Genomic DNA, 22,073 nt, shown 5'->3' with positions numbered 1-22,073 from the left:
TTTATGGAGTCAGAAATAGATTTATTAAAAAATATATTAAAGAAAGAAATTAGCTCTGGGATTTACAAGGAGAAGTTATTTGATTTTTCAATTTGGAGAATTTTTAGATTTAAAAGCCGATCAAAATCCTTAAATATAAGAACAGGGTTTGTATTTAAGACTTCTAGGAATAGAATAGATATATTTTTAATACTTAAGAATACCTTTAAATCATTTTTAGGATTTTTTAAATTTTTATTTTTTGAAAAGGATATTGTTGACAATGTTATTTTCGCGTTTCCACGATTACAAAAAGTGGATCAGTATTATTTTGATAAATTTACGGATCCAGTTATAGAATATTCGAGTATAAAAGATAGTTTTATTGTATTTCAGCGTCACTTTTCTGGAGAGCATAAAACTCCAAGGTATAATTCGGATAGTTTAATATTGACTGATTTTATAGAGGTAGGATCTAGGTTTTTGGGTGTCTTGATATTCCCTGTTATCTTTTTGTTATATGCTTCTACCTTGTTAAGGTTACACAGGAAAATGCGAAATTTAGTTAATTTGAGTAGTATTAGTTTACTCTCCAATACGATTGAATTATCAGTATTTATAATTGAGTATCATTTTTATGACTTTCTATTTAAAAGAAAAAAAACTAAAAGAATTTTTGTTGTAAATAGGGAATTGTGTTTTCCTGCAATTAGAGCTTGTAAAAAAAATGGAATAATGGTTTATGAGCTGCAGCATGGTGTTACTCATGGCGATACGCCTCTTTATTCAGGATCTTATTGTTCGTTTATAGATCCTGATTACTTTTTGGTTTTTGGTGAAACTTGGATAGGAACGCAGTTTGGTATGCCCCTTGACCGTATTATAAATGTAGGTTGGGCGTATGCTAATTTTTTGAGGAAGTTTCATAGGGAAATTGAGTTTTTTGGTAAAAATTCTGTCTTACTTATTTCAGAACCTCACATAACTGAAAAGATTATAAAAGTCGCTGTTCTACTGGCAAATAAATATAATGACTATATGTTTCATATTCGTCTGCATCCCCAGGAAGATTTAAATCAGTATCAGGAAGGGTTATTTGAAAATTTAAATAATGTAGATATACAGAATAATGCAGTTGAATCTTCAGTGGCTATACAGGCCTACGAATTAATTTTAGGTGAGAATTCATCTGTTCTTTATGAGGCTTTAAGCTTAGGCAAGAAAGTCGGGAGGTTTAACATTGGAGGATTAACTTCCGATTCTATTAAAGGGAAGCCTATAGATGGATTCACTTATATCAATAGCCTAGAAGATTTTGAGAGTTTTTGTGCGAAAAATGTTGTTAGTGAATCAGGTGGAATTTATTCTTGTTTTGATTCGGATAAAATTGAAAAATTGAAGTAAGCTTTATTTGTTAAATATTAATGTAATTATGAAACGTATTTTTGATTTTACTTTATCCTTGATTGGTTTGATTCTTATCTCTCCTATTTTTTTGATTCTTTTGCTATTCGTTTATCTTGATGTGGGTGGGCCATTTTTTAAACAGAAAAGAATTGGAAAAGACGAAAAGGTCTTTTCTATATACAAATTAAAATCAATGAGGAATATTGATGAAAAAAAAGGTTTGGTTAGTAATGCAGATAGAGTAACCAAATTAGGGCGATTTATACGAAATGCAAGTCTGGATGAATTACCAAGTTTATTGAACATATTGAAAGGGGAGATGAGTTTTGTTGGACCGCGTCCTTTATTAGTTGAATATTTACCTTATTATAAGGATAAACATAAAGTGAGACATGCTGTGAGACCCGGACTGACTGGATTAGCTCAGATTAATGGAAGAAATAATGTTGATTGGAATAATCGATTGAGTCTTGATATAGAATATGTTAAAAATCAAACTTTTATTATGGATTGTAAGATAATACTTACAACTTTTGTGAAAGTGATTAAAAAAGAAGGGGTTGAAAGTAATGTAGATCTTTCAATTGTTAGGCTCGATCAAGATAAAAATTATAATAAAACGGAATAAATTATGGCAAGAGTATTAATTACCTGTGCAGGTTCTGGTGTTGGACAATCGGTTTTGGATTCTTTGAATATTCATAGTAGAGATATTTTAATTGGTTGTGATATGAATGAGAATGTTTTTGCATTCGATTATTGTCATCATTTTCATATCACATCCAGTATTTATTCAGATACTTATATTGATGAGTTATTGGTAATTTGCAAAAAGGAGAACGTTGATATAGTTATTCCTGGGCATGATCATGAGTTATTGCTTTTTGCTAATAACATTAAAAGATTTAACGACGAAAATATTAAAGTAGTTGTTGCTTCTTCTTCGTCGGAAATTATTGAAATTAGTAGAGATAAATTTCGCTGGTATAAGTTTTTTAAAGATTATGGTTGTGCTATTGTACCAACATATTCGGTTTTAGAATTTCGGGAGAATCCAGATCCTTCTATCTTTCCTGCTATTGTAAAACCGTCAGGAGGTTCCGCGTCTCAAGGTATTTATATATTAAATAAAGTTGAAGAGTTGTCAGAGATGAAGGATGAAGATATTATTCAACCTTATTTGTTTCCACTTGAAGAGGATGCAAATTTTAAAACTATACAGAATGCTGTAAAGAATGGGGAGTTTGTGCAAATGTCAGAAATTTCAGTGCAAATTGTTTTTAATGCAAAATCGGAAATGGCTGGATTGTTTATTTCAAAGAACACCTTGAAAAGTGGAGTTCCTATTTTTGTAGACACAATCGATCCTCAGCAATTCGAATATATTGGTGAGATTTATAAGTTTGCCAATGTTTTAAAAGAGAAAAAAGTAATTGGTCCGGTTAATCTGCAAGGACGCATAACAAATAGAGGTTTTTTGTTTTTTGAAATGAATATGCGTTTTACTGGGATTACAGGAACAAGAGCAAAGCTTGGTTTTAACGAGGTGGCTTTTTTAGTAAATGATTTCTTGGGCTCGCCATCTACATTAAGTAATGAAGCTTTTAATAAGGTTGGAATAAGACAGGTTGCTTGTTTAACAAAGCCTCGCTCAAACATGAATATAAATTCAAAGAAAACCTATGCAATACTTGGTGGTAGTGGCTTCATTGGGAGTTGTTTTGTTAAAGAGCTGATTAAAAATAATAATTTCACAGCAATTAATCTTATTTGTAGAGATAACTCATACGAAAAATATTTGCACATGTATAGTGATGTTTCTGGTGTTCATATAATCAAGGAATCTTCACAAGACTTGGAAAGTAGATATAGCCAAAGTGATGTTTTGATCAATTTGGCAAGTGCAAGAGCTAATGAGAAGGATGAAAGATTATATCAAGCAATACATTTTCAGCTTATACAATCTCAAAAGATTGCTAATGCTGGAATACCCCTTATTCTAAATGTATCCTCACAATCGGTTTACGATCAGAATAAGGATATAGAAAAGAAAGAAGGTGATGATCTTTGTATTAACAATTTATATGCTTTTCAAAAGTTTATGGGGGAAGAGTATTTCAATGTGATTTCAAAGAATTATCCCTATACAAAAACTTTATCACTTAGGTTTTCACGAGTTATAGGAGTGTCATCTTCCGAAGAGAAGCCCGAAGGATTTTTTGCAAAGGTCATATCATCTATGATTAAAGGTGAAAAAACTAGTATTCCAAATCCTTTAAATAAAATTAATTTAATTGATATTAATGATGCTGTTGGTGCAATTACTTATTTTGTGGATTATAAGGATTTTTCTCGTTTACCATCAGTATTAAATATTGGAGGCACAAATTTATCGTTGAAGCAATATTGTAGTGCGGTTTCCAATAGTTTAAATAAAGAAAGTAAAAATGGTAGTATTAATTTATCAGATTCAAATGATGTTAAAGTTAGTTCTATGGTAAATTCTGAGTTAGCTCAATCTTTTGGTTGGAAAAATAAATTTTCTATAGAGGATACGATTAAGGAAATGTTTAATGTAATTAATAAAAAGGAGAATAGTTGTGCAGACTGATATGAATTCAAAAATATGGCTTTCCTCGCCTCACATGGGAGGAAACGAAATGAAGTACGTTCAGGAAGCGTACGATACCAATTGGGTAGCCCCTTTGGGTCCCAATGTAAATGGTTTTGAGGCAGATTTGCAAAAGTACACAGGTACAAAGCATGCGGCGGCATTGAGCGCTGGTACTGCAGCCATTCATCTTTCGTTAATTTTGTTGGGAGTAAAGGCTGGCGATGAAGTGCTTGCCTCCTCTTTTACATTTTCGGCTACAGTAAATCCTATTACTTATGTGGGGGCAACACCAATTCTGGTGGATAGCGAAGCCGAAACATGGAACATGTGTCCAATACAATTAGAGAAAGCGATAAAAGATCGGATTGCGAAAGGAAGGAAACCTAAGGCAATTGTGGTGGTGTATTTGTATGGCATGCCTGGGAAGATTGAAGAATTATTGGCTGTTGCAAACAAATATGATATTCCTTTAATTGAAGATGCCGCCGAAGCTTTGGGTAGCAGGTACAAAGGAAAAAGCATGGGAACTTTTGGAAAGTTTGGTATTCTGTCCTTTAATGGAAATAAGATCATTACTACTTCTGGTGGAGGAGCTTTAATTTCAGATGATCAGGAGTTAATTGAGAAATCTAGATTTTTAGCAACACAGGCACGCGATAATGCACCTCACTATCAGCATTCTCATATTGGCTATAATTACCGTATGAGTAATATTGTTGCAGGGATAGGTCGTGGTCAAATGGAAGTGTTGGAGGAGCGGGTTGCTCAACGCCGTGCTAATTTTGAATTTTACAAGGAATTATTTTCAGATATTTCCGGAGTAAGTCTTCAGGAGGAGCCGAGTAAGGATTTCTTTAGTAACTTTTGGTTGACTTCTATTTTAATAGATCCTTCGAAAACAGGAGGAGTTACCCGTGAAGAGGTGCGTTTGGGTTTGGAACAAGAAAATATTGAGTGTCGTCCTTTGTGGAAACCAATGCACATGCAACCTGTTTTTGAAGCTTGTGCCTACTATGGAAATGGGGTTTCAGAAGAATTATTTGAAAAAGGATTGTGTTTGCCTTCGGGTTCGAATATGACCGTGGAAGAACGAAATCGAATAAAACTTGCCCTTTTAAAAGTATTTAAGAAGTAAAGGCATACTTGGGCGTACTACCCCGTAAGAACCTATTGTTCTTGCGGGGCCGAAGGAAATAGCACAAGTAAATTAGTAAGCAGGAGACTCGATTTGCAGCAGATTACTTCAGTCGCCTTAGGCTAGATATAAATAAGCTATGAACAACAACAACTACATCGTTATTATGGCTGGGGGAGTAGGTTCCCGATTCTGGCCCATGAGTACAGAAGCCAAGCCCAAGCAATTTTTAGATGTTTTAGGAATTGGAAAAAGTCTGTTGCAACAAACAGTTGCTCGATTTAAGAGCATAGCACCTGCAAATAACATTCTTATTGTGACATCAGCCAACTACAAGCAATTGGTAACAGAGCAATGTCCTGAATTGTTGGAGAGTAATATTTTGCTGGAGCCGTGCATGCGCAACACAGCCCCCTGTATTGCTTATGCCGCTTACAAAATAAAAGGAGTAAATCCGAATGCCAATATTGTTGTTGCTCCATCGGATCATTTAATTACCAATGAGGCAGAGTTTGTACGCATTATCGAAAATGGATTGAAATTTACTGCCAATAACGATACCCTGCTAACTCTGGGCATTCAACCTCACCGTCCCGAAACAGGTTATGGATACATACAGGCCGATTTAATTAATAATGGAAAATTAACAATTAATAATAAGAAGGAAGCAGTTCAAATTGGATCGGAGGGAGAATCTTGTGAGACAATGCAGAATATGGCACCCAACTTTCCCCCTTCAGGGGGAAGCGAAGGGGGAATTTGTAAAGTTGCTTCGTTTAAAGAAAAACCAAATCTGGAAACGGCAAAAACATATTTGTCAGAAGGAAACTATTTCTGGAATTCTGGTATTTTCTTGTGGTCCTTGAAAAGTATTTTGAGTGCATTTGAAAACGATTTGCCTGAAGTAGCCACTTTGTTTGCTAAGGGAGAGTCTGTTTACAATACAAATAAAGAGCAGGCCTTTATTGACGAAATGTTTCCGACATGTATGAATATCTCCATTGATTACGGCATCATGGAAAAGGCAGATAACATCTATGTGCAACCAGCTGATTTTGGATGGTCCGATTTGGGCACCTGGGGGTCGCTTTGGGAGAAGCGCGAACGGAATCAACAAGGAAATACTGTGGTTGGTGAAAAGGTTCATGTATTCGAATCAAGCAATTGCATTGTGAACATGCCAAAGGATAAGAAAGTGGTGATTCAAGGCTTGCAGGATTTTATTGTAGTGGAAGACAATGATGTTTTGTTGATTTGTAAAAAGGAGGAGGAGCAAAGGATTAAGGAGTTTAGAGCAACTGTTCTGGAGGATTAATTCCCTTTTATGCTTTTTAATTGCAACAATATGCGAGGCCGAAGTAAATTCAGGAAAAATAAAACAGCCCAAAGAATTCATTTTCTAAGGGCTGTTTGTTTTTAGGACTAGGGGACGGCCAACAAGTGCCGGCTTTCCACTTTCCCGGCATTAGCTAGCTTCATTTTCGGTTTCCATTTCTATTTCGAGCAGATTGGTTTCCCCGCCGCAGTGTACCAGTTCCAGCTCAATGGTTTTATAGGGAAGCGCCTGTATCTGAACCTGGTAAGTGCCTGGGTTTAGTTTCGAAATTCGGAAGCTTCCTTTTTTACTGGTACAAATATGATCCAGATTAATTTCGGGAATCAAAATATGAGCACGTTGCACTGGCAGGTGGGTATTCTTGTCGCAAATAGACCCAGCCACTGCAATTTTCCGATTGCTATATTTTTCGATGCTTGTAGCTTGCAGATAGCTTTTATAGAATTCCGGTTCGGAAAGCGAGAAAAGCGATTGCATTACATTGTTGAGTCTGGTTTTATTGATGTTAAGGATATTCGCTCCTGTTTTTTTTAGTTCCAGATTCGAAAGTTTTAGAGAGGACTGCATCTCGCGGGGGCGTGGTGCCAGCTTAATATAGCTTTCGTGCAGTAACTTAAGGTCAGCTAGTTCCTCAGCACTTACAGCAGTTTCGGCCAAATTTTCGCCCAAAGCCTCTCCAAATTTGCAGGAGAAGTTTAGTTTGCTGATAAAATTTTCATCCGAAAGGTTCATGTAGTACGGAATACTGCCTTTTAAATTGGCACTATCTTCTAGTTTACTGTTTTTAAGGCAATAATTATAAAATAGAAGATTGATTCGATTCAGATACTTGGCCGCCAACTCCTTGGTATTGTGTTTGGTGATGGTAGTTCCTCTGTGGTTCATTTGCGACTGCTCCCAAAGCGTATCGAAGTGGGTCATATTATTTAGTTGCACCTCAATAATTTCTTTGATGATAGAGATTGCCATCAATTTATCCAGATTATTTTCAATAAAGTTGCGAAATACTCTATGCATTTCTTGCTGAGATTTTATAGACTTTTGCATGATATTTTATTTAAATGGTTTAAAAAGAGGAACAAACAAATGTTCCATACAATCGAGGGCATTCTGTTTTCCAGGAAAACAGTAAGGGATGCAAGGGAATAAACAAGCCCCTTTGATGGTTCTGCCTCTTCGGGAGAAGGTACAAGCTTCTCGGGAGCCGGCACAAGCTTTCCTTGGTCTGGTACAAGCTCTTCGGGAGCCGGTACGAGCTTTCCGTAGGGAAGGTAAAGCTTGTTTTGCACCTTATAAACGCATCCAATGAGTCTGGAATTGGCTGCTGCAAATTATCCGATCCTTAAAGGAGGAGCGCAGAAGTCCACTTCCTTGCGAGACAATCATTTTTTACCAGAACACTTTTGTTCTTGCGTTAACGAATGATAAAAAACTAAATTTTAAATTGAAAAAATAGGAGGTAATAAGCTGTTTTAATTATTGTTGTACTGCTATTCAAGCTTTAAGGATAAATTTAAACTGGTATATGCAGGTCATTTGCAGGGATAGAAGTCTGCAGTTGATATGGCTTATTGGAAAAAACGAATGATTCATAAGCCAGAGAGTAATTGGGAGCAATTCTGATGGTGCGATCTGCCTGGAATGTCTTTTTGTTTGAATCAAAGACATCCTAAAGCGCTTGGCTTGCCATCGGAAACCTTCTCTTTCGATTTGGTATGATATTAAAATTGACGATTGATTAGAAAGGATCAACCTGTAAACAATGAATTAAAACAGCTGTAACATAATCCTATTCTAAATGTAGAAAAAAGTGTTCACATAATCAAAGTTAAAGTTCAGCTAAAACTATAATAAATGTTAATAAAAATTAAATTATAGATATTTCTTGCTGAATGGAAAGGGAAAAGGGGCAAGAGAAAGGGAGAATGCTAGTATTTAGCCGTTTATTTTTGAATATTTTAAGGTTTTGGTATGGATAAGTGGGGAAGGATTCTTAAATCCGCTTTAGCGATACAAATCCCTTTTCGGTATTTTAAGCATACCCAGGCAAAAAAAAGCCTCTAAAGAAAAAAATCTTCGGAGGCTTTTTTAAAGTGTTTTAAATTTTTGATAGGTATTAAATGCAAAGATCTAATACTCTGGCGGCATTTTCCTGATCTCCTTTTTCTAAAAGGCGGGTTGCCATTTCAATGAGAGGTTTTTCTCCCATTCCATTTTTAATCGCATCGGCGATCTCCTTTGGTAAATTTTCCATTGGTCGCATTTTTGTAGTAGTAGTGTATAATTACGGTGTAAAATTAAACAAAAAAAAGAAAAAGTCAAGAGATCATTTTTGCCAAGCGAAACTTTAGTCTTCGATTTAAATGGTTTTATGTCATTATTTTGAATGTTTATGTAATCTGGCAGGGGGAAAGTCAAAAGTGTAAGTTGCAAATTTAAAGCTCCAAAATTTCAGTTTCCAATAGAATTCCCGAGTCTTTAGGGCTATCATCCCATAGTCTAGAGGAAAGGAGTGAAGTGAGTGACGCCCCGCGAAAAAATGAGAGGTTACAAATTGGCGCAGATGAACATGTTTTTTTGAAGTAGGATTTTATTCCGTGCCGGAGGATGTATTCTAAAAAAGTGTAATGTGCCTTATTCTTTGCACCGTGCTTTAGCTCGGGGATTTAGGTTGGGAAGTCGACGTGATAAAAAGTTATCCTGGGTTATTCTAGTGCCGACCAACCATATGATTTACAATTCAGTTTTAGGTTTTGGAGAAAGAAACCGTCGTATAATACACCCTTCGACGATTCTAAGAACAAGGCAATCATTAAAAAAGTAGGATTTCGGTTTTGATGTGTAAAATTATGTGGTATATTTATGCTTTAATTTATTAGAAAGAGGTAAATGTTAAATGGATAGCATTTTACCTTATGATTTGAATGACTACAAGCTACTTATATAATTTACCGGAAATGAAGAAATATCAGATTTTAATCGTTGATGATATACCAGATAACATTAAAGTTTTGCAATCCATTCTTTCCGATGACTCCTATGAAATCAGTTATGCACTAAATGGCAGAGATGCTATTATGCTTTGTGTGTCAAAAAGTTTTGATTTAATTTTATTGGACATCATGATGCCTGAAATGGATGGTTATGAGGTGTGTGAGTATTTTAAATCGAAAGAAAAAACGAAAGATATCCCTGTCATTTTTCTTACTGCCAAAGTAGATGAAGAATCTATTGTTAAAGGTTTTCAAACAGGGGCACAGGATTATGTGACTAAACCATTTAACCCTCAGGAATTAGTTGCCAGAGTAAATACGCATCTTGATTTAAAATGTAAGAATCAGGCGCTGAAAATGATGAATTTAGAATTGGAGGAGCGTGTTGCAGCCAGAACCATGGAGTTAGTGGATGCGAACCAAAGTCTGGAGCGTGCCAATCATCAACTTTCTACTCTCGAGGACGCCAAAAATGACTTTCTGTCGCTGATGTCGACAGAATTACGCGAGCCACTAAACGGAGTAGTTGGCTTTGCCGAAATGTTGGAGTTTTCTATTAAAAATAAAACCAATTTAAAATATGTGCGTTACATCATTCAGGCTTGCGAAAAGTTAATTGGTGTTTCGGACATGGCACTCTTGCTGTCTGCTTTGCGTTTTGATCGTTACGAAATGAAAATTTTGGGTATCTCTGTTTACGAAGTGGTTAAAGGGAGTATCGAAAAGTTAAAGCCTCTTATTTCGGAGCGTAAGATCAAATTAAAGGTAGATATTCCTAAAAATTACATTATTCGTGGGGATGAGAAATTATTAGGTATTAGTATGGAGAAAGTAATTGAAAATGCAGTTACGAATGCTCCCTCGCGTTCGGAGGTTATTATTGGTGCTGCCCTCGACGAACAAAGTGTGAAAGTTTTTGTTCAGGATTTAGGCGTTCAATTCACTCCATCGGAAGTCAATTATACCTTTCACTTTTTTGAGCTCAGTAAAGATGCCCGAAGAGAAGATTTTAAACGCTTTACCGCTGGTTTGGTGGTTGTAAAACTAGTGATGGATTTGCACAAAGCGAAAGTGGATGTGGAGAATTTAAAAGAAGGTGGCGTTCGTGTATCCTTCTATTTGCCAGTGTATTAAATACAAGCATCAAGTATCAAAGGATAAAATTCAAGATCCAAAATCCAAGTTTTAAATAGAATTTTTGAGTCTGCAGGGCTCCAATTCCGCTAGCCTGGACTAAAGGAGTAAGGCGGTTGTAAGCTCGGGTAGGTATGCGTTTGGTAAGTCGCGACCTAGGTAAAATAGTTGTTTGGAATGCAATTTTAATTCGCGTCGGACTACTGCAGAGTTTGGATATCAAGTATCAAAATCTCAAAAAAGACTAAGCTTTTACTATGAGAAGTAATGTTTCATATGATTATAATTTTAAGTTTTTGCCATATGGAACTTACCATGCTGGGATAATCATCCCCCTGTGTGTCAAAACACCTTTGTCATGGACGTTTCATATGATTATAATTTTAAGTTTTTGCCATATGGAACTTAGCATGCTGGAATAATCATCTCCCTGTGTGTTAAAATATCCTTGTCATGGACGTTTCATATGATTATAATTTTAAGTTTTTGCCATATGGAACTTACCATGTTGGGATAATCATTTCCCTGTGTGTCAAAATTGCTTTGCCATGGACGTTTCTTATCTTTTGCCCCTTGTTTTAGTTTGGGGCTTTGAAGGTAAAAAAAACAAAGTCATGTAAGTTCCTATTGTTTTAGCTTTGAATCTTTGGATGTTTTATGCTTTCCGGATTTTATATATTTTATTTCCTGATGCTTTTCACGATTTGGTATTTTTTTTCAACACCAATTTTATCTTGTCTGCATTGGCAAGTTCTTTCCGAAAGGAACGAAATTCCTCGTATCGGGATGCTTTAAAAGTGTTTTTATTTTTGCGGAAAATTCGGGTATAATACACTTTTTGATTTTTAAATTCAACTGTGCTTTTATAGTATCCAAAATCCGAATCGATAATTTTTTCCTTGGGCATATTTTCAATGCTGTATCCATTCGGTAGTACAAAGCAGATGCTGTCTTTATCTTCCATTGCCCTGGTGTAGCGAATATCAGTAAGTCTGTTTTCTACTTTTTTAGGAATGTAGGTGGCTCGGTTGATTTGATTTAATGGGATAAATAAACGATCGCCAGTTTGGGAAGCATAGTTTCGCACCTCCAGGTTTAAATGTAAAACAGAGGAAGGGATTTGCTGTTTATCTTCTACAAAATTGTAATCATTTATGGTGAAATCGGGTAATGAAATGTGATTTTCGTAAAGGAACTGTTTCTGATCCTCTGCGCTGGTTCTATGGTAAAGGGCTTCTATATTTTCATATTGAATGCCTGAAAACATGGTTGAAATTTCGGCATGAGCATCCCCATTGGCTTGTATTGTAAAAGTAGCTTTTTGCACTTGCTGGTTTTGTTCCATCGTGTACACCGGAGTATGACAAAGCTCTCCACCATCTTCGGTTACGCACAGCACGTCGCGATCATCGGTGAAGCTTCCCAGATATCCAAATGGCATTTTCTGGCTTGTGCATTCGAGCCAAATAGTATCCTGTTGCAAGGGAACGCGCAGAATAACATGATTAAAATAGCTATGTACAAAATCGGTATGTTGCAGGTTATTACTTTCACCTGCTTTTACTAATGTGTAATTCGAAGCAATACCAAGCACTTTAAGTAAAGATTTCATGTAGTTCGATAAAGCTTTGCAATCGCCATATGCTTTTTCCGAAACCATTTCGGCAGGCAAAGTTTGCCAGCCACCAATACCTAATTGTATGCCTACATATCGCGTTCTAGATTGCATGTATTCGTACAAAACTTTTACTTTTTCGGCAGTTGTTTGGCAGTTTTTGCTAAGTGTCAAAATATGAGTTCGTTCTTCTTCCGGAATTATGTCCCTTCCTTTATTAAGGCTGGCCGACCATTTTCCAAGGCTGTTCCAACTATCTAAACTACCAGGATAATTATCCATTTCGAAATGCAGAGGAGCCAAAAGAATTTGAGGTGATTGTGCTAACACACCGCTTGAGTATGCTTCGCTTTTTAAGGCTGGCAAACTATCAATTCCCCACTGATAAATTTGCTGATTATTTTCAATTGCTGTGTGAATGGAGTCGGTAAAATGAATGCATTTGTAGCGTAATTGTTCCTGCAGGGGAAGAAGTACTTTCATAACTGATTTCTCAATACTAACCAAATATCCTGGATAAGCATGCCAGCTAGGGTAAACAAAAATACCTTTATAGTCTGATACCGATTCATATTCGATGGTATAAGGATAGTTTTTTTGAACAGGTTCGTAAATTTTATAGCGGGAATCACCAATAAGCTCACCCGCCGAATTATAGCTGTAATCTTTAATTTCAGCGTTTTTAACCTTTTTAATCACCATACCAAAGGAATCGTAAATGGTGATTTTCAAATTTTCTAATGTGGTAAATTTGCTGTATCCAAAAGGAATTGAGGCGTACGATTCCCCTTTCTTATTTAAAATGGTAATTACCATTTTTTGTGTTAGTCTTGAGCTTTTTGAGGAGTGCACGGTAAACTCCGACTCATCTAAACGAACCACTGCGTTGGCATTTTTTTTAAGTTTGGCTGGAATTGCAGAGGCAGGATATTTACTCGTTTCCTTTTTTGCAAAAGCAGGAGGAAGAAGTAAAAAGTAAGTCAGTAAACTAAGGATTGTAATTTGTTTCATATTGTATGGTCTTTCGTCCAGCAGATGGATGGGGTGCAAATCTGCCCACAATTTTGTTTTGCCGCACCAATGAGTTTTTTATAAATTTCATCTAATATAACAAACGAACATAAAAGAATGAATCTAAATCGGGAAATGCCAATTAATAGATAATATATGGGAAGTAGTAATTTACATTGTATCACAATAGAGAACAAGAAAAACCTTTTCTTTTAGGATAGTAAGATGTATCTCCTCCTAAAATGAAAAGCTTTGCTGTTTTGTAGACTTCTGTAGGAAACTATTTTTCGAAATCAACATAAAAAGACAAAGGTTTCTATAAATCTTCTAGTATTTGATTTAGATATACATTTAAGGAATGTAAACTCGTGAAGCAATTTGAAATTTCCTTCGGAAATCGATCGGATAAAACGATTTCATCAGGCACCATTTTACCAACTGCGTAGTTTTTATAGTTCAGCAAGTCAATATATTCAAAATCTTTAGGATAGCCACGAGGAGCAGTTTTAAGCTTGTCTCCGTATAGTTCTGGAAAATGGGAAATAAATTCCTTATTGGTGATTATTTCTTTAAACTCTAATGGGTTATGGTATATTTCTTCGCGAATGGCTTTAAGAACATTGGGGGCAGGCATAAAGCAACCACCTCCTAAAAAGCTTCCATCGGGTTGAATATGAATATAATAACCTCCATAGCTGCTTTTTCGGCCATTTTTTGCCAGAAAAGCTCCAAAATGGGTTTTGTACGGTTGTTTATCCTCCGAAAATCGGACGTCTCTAAATATTCTAAAAATACAGTCTTTTGCAACAAGTCCCGAAAGATCAGGATCAATTTGTTTTAGCTGTTCGATACTTAATGCCACAAAAAGTTCAAAATCTTTTTTGGCTTTATCGTATTTGTTTTTATTTGCACGAAACCACTCTCTATTGTTGTTTTCTCTTAGTTCGAGCAGAAAGGGGTATACATTTTTATTTAACATGATTTGGTTTTTAAAAGGGAATTCCTTTATCATCTTTATTAAGGTATTCGGTAAAAGGTTTCCCCATATATTTTACATCTGTTTCAGGTTTTTCGGGTAAAGCAGCAAGCTCATAGGATGCTGCACATGGTTTCTGTTTTTTTATTTTTTGACAGACGAGTGTTTGGTTTGGAAATAAAATCACTTAAGGAGAAAAATTATTATTGTAAGCATGTTTTTCATGAAGAAATAATTTTGATGGATGAATGATAATCTGATTTTAAGTTAAGGAAAATTAAATTTATATTAGTTTTATAAATTCGGTCAAGCCTAAAAAAGAGCTTTACACCCTTAAATAAAAATTACTTATCAAAAAAAATGAACTTTATATTGTTTATAAGCGTTATAAGTGTGAATATTGCAAGTAATTTAAATAAAAATAACGAATGTGGAAATTGTTGCGAATAGTAATTCTTTTATTTCTTTTAATTCCTGTAGTTTCTTGGATTAGTTGGAAGTTTAAGGATCAGGTGCAAATTAATCTTTTGGTGGTGGATAAAACGACTCCCAATTGTAATTATTCTGAGCACTTGTCATTTTTTTGGCTTGCTAATCAAAAACGATGGGTAAAACCCAATGGAGAGGAATATAATTTTGCCGAAGATTTTTATGGTTTTCATCCAGATGGGCATGGGGATTACGTAATTAAAGATTTGCGGGTTTTTGAAAAGAAAGGATTTGCATCGCTTGCAGATTCTCTGGATGTTGCTTTTTTTGCGGATACTTACGGAATCTATAATTCGAATTGGAAAGATCATCCTGATTATGGAAAAGATACAATATCCTTTTTTTATGGAGGATTGCAAGCCACAGAGATTGATTTGATTAGAGAGTTAAAGCAGAAAGGCAAGACGATTATTGCTGAATTTAATTTTTTTGCATCGCCAACGGCTCCCGTTATTCGCCAGCAAGCTGAAGATATGTTGGGGGTGAAATGGAATGGTTGGGTAGGAAAATATTACAACACATTGGATACGCTTCTCGATTCGGAAATTCCTCGTTGGGTGCCTGATTTGTATGAGAAGAATTACAAAAAGAAGTATGATTTTAAAAATGCAGGTATCGTATTGGTCGACAATAAGGAGCGAATCGTAATTCTGGATGCAAAAAAACACCTAAACAGACGTTTTCCGGTATTGGAAAGTGAGTTGAGCACGCAAAAGAAATATAAAGTTCCTGAATCAATCTACTATCCATTTTGGTTTGATATAAATACAAGCGATTCACAAAATACTATTTTGGCTTGGTTTCATTTAGATGTGAACCGCAAAGGCGAGGCTTTATTAAATCAGTTTGATTTGCCTAAAAAGTTTCCGGCAATTATAGAGCACAATAAAGATTATCACTTTATCTATTTTGCCTGCGATTTCTCTGATAATGAAATGGGTATCTATTCTTCCTACTTTAGGGGAGTTGATAAGTTGAGCGCAGCATTTTATAATGTCAATCAGGTAAAGGATAGAAAGATGTTTTTTTGGGAGTACTATCGGCCTTTCATGAAAACTGTAATGGATGATATATCAGCAGATAAGCTGAATAGAATGGAGTGTGTGGACTAAACCTTAATGGATTTGTTATTGTCAAGTTAAAGCTGGATATTTGCACGTGTTTTTGTACGGTAAAGAATAAACATAAAATATATATATAGATAATGAAATTTTTATCTCTACTTACACTTTTCTTTATTTTTTCGTTTGGGCAAACCATTGCTCAGGAAATTCCTGAGAGCTCAAATAATAATTCGGAGGAATTCGAACAGGCAAGAGGTATGGCTTTCGCAGGAGATCGTGAAAAAGCCAGAAGCATATGTTATGGAATATTGAGTCGGACTCCGAATTTTTACGATGCAAGAATATTAATAGGAAGAACTTATGCTTGGGATAAAAATTTTAAACAAGCCCGGGAAGAATTGCAAATAGTTTTGGATGAAGATTACGATAATCGGGATGCAATATTTGCTATTATTGATACGGAAAAATGGGATGGTGATGCAAATAAAGCCATTTTTTATTGCGAGTATGGTTTGTCTTTTTTCCCAAATGAAGAGGCTTTTTTAGTTCAGAAGGTTAAGTTGTTAGAGGAAATTGGCGATGAAGGTAAGTCGGCTTTTGTTTTAGACGAGCTATTAGAATTAAATCCATCTAACGAAGAGGGTTTGCTTTTGCTGGAAAAACACCAATCGTCGCGAATGGATTATAAAGCGATATATCAACACGATTACGAACGATTTAACGAGCCTTATGATAGAAGGTGGCATCTTAGTTCTTTTCAATTGGCTCGTCGCTATAATTGGGGATCACTTATTGGAAAGTTTAATTTGGGAGATTTAATTTCTGATGGAGAGAGCTTTTGGTCGAATGAAGTAGCCAAGCAATTTGAGGTGGATGCTTATCCCCGAGTTACAAAGAAGAGTTATGCGTATTTAAATTATGGTTTTTCTCCTGATAATTTATTTCCTCAACATCGGGCAGGTGCTGAATTGTATTATAAATTGCCAAAGTCTTTTGGAGTTTCGGCAGGAATGAGATTTTTGCATTTTGATTCCGATTCCGGAAATAAAAATGTTTATATCTATACCGCATCGGTAGAGAAATATTATCGGAATTATTGGTTTTCCTTTCGCACTTATCTGACACCTAAGAATGGAGATCTTTCTCAATCGTATTGGTTAACAACGAGAAGGTATTTAAGAGATTCTAAGAATTATATAGGACTTGAATTAGCCACTGGAGTTTCACCAGATGAACCAAGAGGAAACTTTTCCTCCTTGGGTAACTATGATTATAAAAGTAGAAAGTTAAGATTGTCCTATCAGGATCGTATCAAGACAGATCGGTTACTCTATTTGGTTAAGTTGGGGTATGAAAGAGAAGAGTATCAGGTGAATGAAAAGAGAGATGTTCTATCTTTTTCAGTGAAGTTGTCTTACCAATTTTAATATTTCATGAATAAAATTTTACAATTATTAATCGTTTTAGTTTTATATCCTGTCATAGCTTTTCCTGATACTATTTCAGTGAATAAGGATAGTATTGCCGGAGGTCGCATATTTAATTCGGATATCATTCATGAAGTGCGTATTCAGTTTCTTCAATGCGATGCCTGGGATAGCTTACTCTTTATTAAAAAAGAAAGAGATTCTTTACGGGTGAAGAGATATCTGCAGGGAAATGTGGAGGTAAATGGTAAAAAGTATTTTAGTTGTGGGGTGCGAATAAAAGGGGAGTCATCTTTCGATTACTATCCAGGGAAGAAAAAATCTTTGAAGATAAAGTTTGGAGAATTTAATAAAACGCAAAAGCTAGATGGGTTAAAAACCATCAACCTTAACAATGCGTTTAGAGATCCGAGTTTCATGAGAGAGAAATTGTATCTCGATTTTATGAGAGAAGAAGGTTTGCCAGTTCCTCGATGTACCTATGCGAATGTTTATCTTAACAATGAGCATTTGGGGCTTTATGTTTTAACCGAGGAGGTGGATAGAGGTTTCTTAGAGCGAAACTTTCAGAATAAAAAAGGGGCATTTTTTAAAGGAGAACCAAAAGCAACTTTTGCTTATCACGGTGATGATAGTTTGGTGTATGTGGGGGATTATAGAAATAAAAATAAGTCGGTAAATGAGTATGCCGATTTAATGCAATTAATTCGGGTGATAAACGGGAAGGAAGAATTAGAAGGTTCGGATTCACTGCAAATTAATGATGTTTTTAATGTAGAAAGTTGCTTGAAGATATTTGCAATTACTAGTTTGTTTTTAAATGTTGATGCGTATAATTTACTCTATCCGCATAATTTTTATTTGTATAAAAATACAGATACGAAAAAGTTTGAATGGATTCCTTACGATGGAAATTATGCACTTTGTGCATTTAGTTCAGTTTTTGATTTGAATCAGGCAGAAAATTTAAGTGTCTTTTATCTGCACGATACTTTCGACAATCCATTAACCGAATTGCTTTTTAGTAAGGCTGAATATCAGAAACTTTACACAGATTATATTACCTATTTGCTAAGTGAGAAATTTACAAGTAAAGCCTTGAATAGAGAAATTGAAACTTTAGCCAGAAAGATACGACGTTCGGTTTATTACGATACGCATAAAATGTATAGCAATGCTGAATTTGAAACAAATATTCATTTATCAATAGGAAATACAAATGATGCAGGTGCTTTTATTCCTGGTTTGGAACCTTTTATCGAGCAAAGAATAAAGGCTGTAAAAAAAGAACTCAAAATAAAAAATTAGAATGCTAATACAATTTCTAAATATCATTTTAATGGAGCTGTTCGGACGCGTTAGTCACGTTCAGGGAGTAGTGTTCGTGTATTTTGATTTTTGGAAAAACCATTTTGACAGGGCGCAGTCCATTGTAAACTATACTTTTGAGCGTCTGCCTTATACTGTATTGAATCGATTGATCATCTATATGATCATTATTTTCTTTATTGCATTGCTAATTTTATTGCCTTCCATCCTGTTTTCTAAATTATATATTGCTTATCGGAAGCGGAAAACGGCATTGTTGCATCAAAAGTATTCTAGGATAGTAGTGCGCTTTCTAATTAACGACTTATCGGAAAAAGAACTTACAGATTTAAAACGTATTAAGTCTAAATTTCATAGAAAAATTATGACAGCGGTTTTAATTTCTATTGATACTGCTGAGAGTAAGATAGTAAGCAAGCAAATTAGAGGCTTGTATTTGGAAATGAAATTAAATGAAGATTCAATTAAAAAGCTTCGAAGAAGGTGGCATCATAAAATAGTTGGAATTCGCGAGCTGAGTCACATGGGAGTGAAGAGCGAAAACAAATACATCATGGAATTCCTTCAAAGACCAAACGAGATTCTTAGAATTGAAACTCAAATGGGATTAATTAAGTTGCTTCCGTTTGTGCCTTTTGCATTTTTAGATTCTCAGGAAAAACCTTTTACCGTATGGGAACAGATTAACGTTTTCGATCTAATTCGAAAAAAGAGAATCGAAATACCCGAGTTTCACTTGTGGTTGGATCATTGGAATGATTCAGTTGTGATGTTTTGTTTGGATATGATTCGTGTTTTAAAGCAAAAGGAGGCCGCCCCAAAAGTATTAGAATTGCTGAATCATCAGAGTGATTTAGTGAAGGGGAAAGTGATTAAAACGCTGGTAGATTTAGAGAGTAAAGAGGCGGTTGTTAGGTTGAAAAATATCTTTTTTTTAGAGGAACTTCCTAATCAGGTCAATATTATTCGATCAATTGGTCAATTGCGCTTAGAGAGTGAGGTGAATTTCTTAATAGAAAATATGGCTTCCAAAGAGTTTAAGATCAGGATGGAATGTTGTAAATCTATGGCGCTTGTAGGTGATACTGGGATTGCTAAATTAAAGACACTTGCAGAAAACGGCGATGAAGAGTTAAAAGGAATAGTCAATCATGTTTTAGATCCAAGAATATGAATTACGATGAGTTTATAAGATTTATTAGTTTTTTTCTGGATAGGATTTTTATCTCCTATGCATTTCTTTTGATCTTTAGTTATACAGTTTTGAGTATTATATCGGGGATTGCTTTGAACTATTATTTGAAGAAGAATAGCTTTGTGGATTATAATGTGATTCTGGATTCTCCCTTAGCACCTTCTGTTTCGGTTCTTGTGCCCGCATTTAATGAAGCTAAAACCATTGTGGATAATGTAGAATCTATTTATACAATTCATTATAATAATTTTGATGTTATAATTATTAACGATGGTAGTACTGATTCAACTTTTGAAGAGTTACTGGAGGCATTTAAATTAGAGAAGGTGAATTTTGCAGTGAATGCAGAAATACCCACAAAAGAGGTTCGAGGAATCTATAAATCGACTCTTTCCACCTATTCAAATTTAATTGTGGTTGATAAGGAGAATGGAGGAAAAGCCGATGCATTGAATGTTGGTATTAATGTGTCGAACAAAGCCTTGTTTATGGCAATTGATGCAGATTCGATTTTAGAGCCGGATGCTGTTTTGAAATTAGTAAAACCATTTTTAGAAAGAACCGATAGACGGGTGATTGCTGCTGGAGGGGTGGTTCGAATTGCTAATTCATGTGTTGTTGAAAAAGGAAGAATAGCGGAAGTAAGAATTCCTCGGAATATTTTAGCCAGAATGCAAGTGTTGGAATATACGCGCTCTTTTTTAATGGGAAGGATGGCTTGGGCTAAGCTTGATGGATTAATTATTATTTCTGGTGCAATGGGAATGTTCGAACGCGAAATAGTGATTCAAAGTGGTGGCTATGCACATTCTATTGGTGAGGATATGGAATTGGTGGTACGGATTCGAAGATACATGTCAGAGAATCGCGAAAAGTATAAGATTGAGTATGTTCCGGATCCGTTGTGCTGGACCGAAGCTCCTGTTGATTTGAAGGTGTTTGGTCGACAACGAAGCAGGTGGACTAGAGGTACAATTGAAACACTTACAGATCATTCGAAAATATTTCTTTCGCCTAGGTACGGGGCAATGGGAATATTGGGTTATCCATTTTGGTTTTTATTCGAGTGGTTAGCTCCTCTTGTTGAGGTATTGGGTATTATTTATATGATAGTGTTATTTTTAACCGATAACTTAAGTTTGGATTTTGTATTGATAACATCTTTGTTTGTGTACACATTTGCGGTGTTTTTTTCAACTTGTGCAATATTGTACGAGGAGTTAACTTTTCATCGCTACGAACGAAAAATGGATGTATTCCGCTTGTGGATAGCGGCTTTATTGGAGCCTTTTCTTCTTCACCCAATAAGTTTATTTTTTGCAGTTAAAGGGAATGTTGAATATTTAATGGGAAATAGAAGTTGGGGAAAAATGGAGCGGAAAGGCTTTCAACATCATAAGAATAAACCTAAAAAAGTGGATTCGAAAAACTAAGTTGATTCGTATTCTTTGTCCAGCTTTGACTGGTGGTTTATTGAAAAAAGCAGGGACTATTTTGAATGTAAATTTTTGGTTGGGATTCAATACTATCTTTTTTTTGTTCTTTACATTTCTGCAATTTTTAATAGTAGTGAAAGACAAACAGGTGTCTTTTTTTAGGATTTAAGATACTGTCCGAAAAGTAGATGCTTATTCTTGTTGCTATTCCTTTGATATTGGGAAGTTGGCAGAATGTCTATCATTTTATAGCTCATGTAACAGTAGCCAGGAAATGTAGCTTTTCGGACAGTATCTTGTAATTTATTTTTGAGCCCAGTTTACAGATTCTGTTTGCAGTTGTAATTTAATACTTGCCAGATCATTTGTGTTCTGATCAAAAGTTACGATTTGACCATTAGGCTTGTAAACCTGAATTAGGTTTGCTTCTTCGTTAAGATTTACCAGTTTTTGCAGGTCTTTATTTCCATCTTTAAGGCTCCATGTTTTGTTTGCTGGGTCAAAAATTAATTCAGCGGTATCGCCCTTGTTGCTTCCTTGAAGTTGTTCAATATGAAATTTGTTTTGAGTGGCAGTAATGCGATATTTATTACCATCTTTTTTTACAATTTGAACATCTTTGTCATTTTCGCCCATGCTCACTGGATTATCCCCAGTCCAAAATTCAATGGTGTTTAGTACTACGCCATCGACAAAAACAGCAACTTCGTATACAGGAATTACAATAAATGCAAAAAACACTAGTGCATTAATAAATTTATCACCTACCGTACCATTCCACTCGTGTAAATTTTTTGTAAGGCGAAAAGGACCGTAACATCCCGATTGACCGATGCTAAGTACTAAAAAGAAACACGCTAATAAAAATACATTTACTTTCTTCATTTGATTCATTTTTTTTTGGTTTAAAGTTAATTACCATTTATCCTATGC

General features: G+C 35.2%; 16 protein-coding genes. 11 read left to right on the top strand and 5 right to left on the bottom strand.

The window, feature by feature from the left end; all coding sequences use genetic code 11:
* The first annotated feature begins 3 nt into the window (after positions 1-3).
* The 5 genes from BZG02_RS06245 (at position 4) to BZG02_RS06225 (ending at position 6,450) form a co-directional block, all read left to right on the top strand.
* Positions 4-1,383, top strand: coding sequence for a hypothetical protein (locus BZG02_RS06245; protein WP_101260554.1), 1,380 nt, complete (start codon positions 4-6; stop codon positions 1,381-1,383).
* Between the two features lie 28 nt (positions 1,384-1,411).
* A complete protein-coding gene (locus BZG02_RS06240; protein WP_101260553.1) occupies positions 1,412-2,014 on the top strand; it encodes a sugar transferase in 603 nt (200 codons plus the stop codon).
* Between the two features lie 3 nt (positions 2,015-2,017).
* Entirely contained in the window at positions 2,018-3,997 is a 1,980-nt protein-coding gene (locus BZG02_RS06235) for an NAD-dependent epimerase/dehydratase family protein (protein WP_101260552.1), read from the top strand.
* 1 nt (position 3,998) lies between these two features.
* Positions 3,999-5,135, top strand: coding sequence for an aminotransferase class I/II-fold pyridoxal phosphate-dependent enzyme (locus tag BZG02_RS06230; RefSeq protein ID WP_101260551.1), 1,137 nt, complete (start codon positions 3,999-4,001; stop codon positions 5,133-5,135).
* 139 nt (positions 5,136-5,274) lie between these two features.
* Positions 5,275-6,450 (top strand): mannose-1-phosphate guanylyltransferase, encoded by a 1,176-nt coding sequence (locus tag BZG02_RS06225; RefSeq protein WP_101260550.1) that lies wholly within the window; start codon positions 5,275-5,277, stop codon positions 6,448-6,450.
* A gap of 150 nt (positions 6,451-6,600) precedes the next feature.
* On the opposite strand, the gene BZG02_RS06220 is transcribed toward BZG02_RS06225, so the two are convergent.
* Positions 6,601-7,518 carry a carboxypeptidase-like regulatory domain-containing protein gene (locus BZG02_RS06220; RefSeq protein ID WP_101260549.1) on the bottom strand — a complete coding sequence of 306 codons (918 nt, stop codon included), beginning with the start codon at positions 7,516-7,518 and terminating at the stop codon, positions 6,601-6,603.
* Positions 7,519-8,587: 1,069 nt separating this feature from the next.
* Positions 8,588-8,725 (bottom strand): hypothetical protein, encoded by a 138-nt coding sequence (locus tag BZG02_RS20785; protein WP_180335651.1) that lies wholly within the window; start codon positions 8,723-8,725, stop codon positions 8,588-8,590.
* 703 nt (positions 8,726-9,428) lie between these two features.
* On the opposite strand from BZG02_RS20785, the gene BZG02_RS06215 reads away from it, so the two are divergent.
* Positions 9,429-10,598, top strand: coding sequence for a hybrid sensor histidine kinase/response regulator (locus tag BZG02_RS06215; RefSeq protein ID WP_180335650.1), 1,170 nt, complete (start codon positions 9,429-9,431; stop codon positions 10,596-10,598).
* Positions 10,599-11,295: 697 nt separating this feature from the next.
* Here BZG02_RS06215 and BZG02_RS06210 read toward each other — a convergent pair.
* Positions 11,296-13,224, bottom strand: coding sequence for a DUF3857 domain-containing protein (locus BZG02_RS06210; protein WP_101260547.1), 1,929 nt, complete (start codon positions 13,222-13,224; stop codon positions 11,296-11,298).
* Between the two features lie 316 nt (positions 13,225-13,540).
* Positions 13,541-14,203, bottom strand: a complete 663-nt coding sequence (locus tag BZG02_RS06205; protein ID WP_180335649.1) for a DUF2461 domain-containing protein — start codon at positions 14,201-14,203, stop codon at positions 13,541-13,543.
* Between the two features lie 425 nt (positions 14,204-14,628).
* Here BZG02_RS06205 and BZG02_RS06200 point away from each other — a divergent pair, with 425 nt between their 5' ends.
* The 5 genes from BZG02_RS06200 to BZG02_RS06180 all read left to right on the top strand — a co-directional run bounded on the left by BZG02_RS06200 (position 14,629) and on the right by BZG02_RS06180 (position 21,137).
* On the top strand, positions 14,629-15,801 hold the full coding sequence (locus BZG02_RS06200; RefSeq protein WP_101260545.1) for a hypothetical protein: 1,173 nt from the start codon (positions 14,629-14,631) through the stop codon (positions 15,799-15,801).
* Positions 15,802-15,893: 92 nt separating this feature from the next.
* Positions 15,894-17,180: a YaiO family outer membrane beta-barrel protein gene (locus BZG02_RS06195; protein WP_101260544.1), complete on the top strand. Its 1,287-nt coding sequence runs from the start codon at positions 15,894-15,896 to the stop codon at positions 17,178-17,180.
* Positions 17,181-17,186: 6 nt separating this feature from the next.
* Complete coding sequence (locus BZG02_RS06190; protein WP_101260543.1) at positions 17,187-18,488, top strand: CotH kinase family protein; 1,302 nt, start codon at positions 17,187-17,189, stop codon at positions 18,486-18,488.
* Between the two features lies 1 nt (position 18,489).
* Positions 18,490-19,683 (top strand): HEAT repeat domain-containing protein, encoded by a 1,194-nt coding sequence (locus BZG02_RS06185; protein ID WP_180335648.1) that lies wholly within the window; start codon positions 18,490-18,492, stop codon positions 19,681-19,683.
* 89 nt (positions 19,684-19,772) lie between these two features.
* Positions 19,773-21,137: a glycosyltransferase family 2 protein gene (locus BZG02_RS06180; protein WP_218972158.1), complete on the top strand. Its 1,365-nt coding sequence runs from the start codon at positions 19,773-19,775 to the stop codon at positions 21,135-21,137.
* A gap of 306 nt (positions 21,138-21,443) precedes the next feature.
* Here BZG02_RS06180 and BZG02_RS06175 read toward each other — a convergent pair whose 3' ends face one another.
* Positions 21,444-22,034, bottom strand: a complete 591-nt coding sequence (locus tag BZG02_RS06175) for a DUF3332 domain-containing protein (RefSeq protein ID WP_101260540.1) — start codon at positions 22,032-22,034, stop codon at positions 21,444-21,446.
* Positions 22,035-22,073: the final 39 nt, after the last annotated feature.

The sequence above is a fragment of the Labilibaculum filiforme genome (assembly GCF_002843315.1).
Classification (GTDB): Bacteria; Bacteroidota; Bacteroidia; order Bacteroidales; family Marinifilaceae; genus Labilibaculum; species Labilibaculum filiforme.
This window is presented reverse-complemented; position numbering and strand designations above follow the sequence as displayed.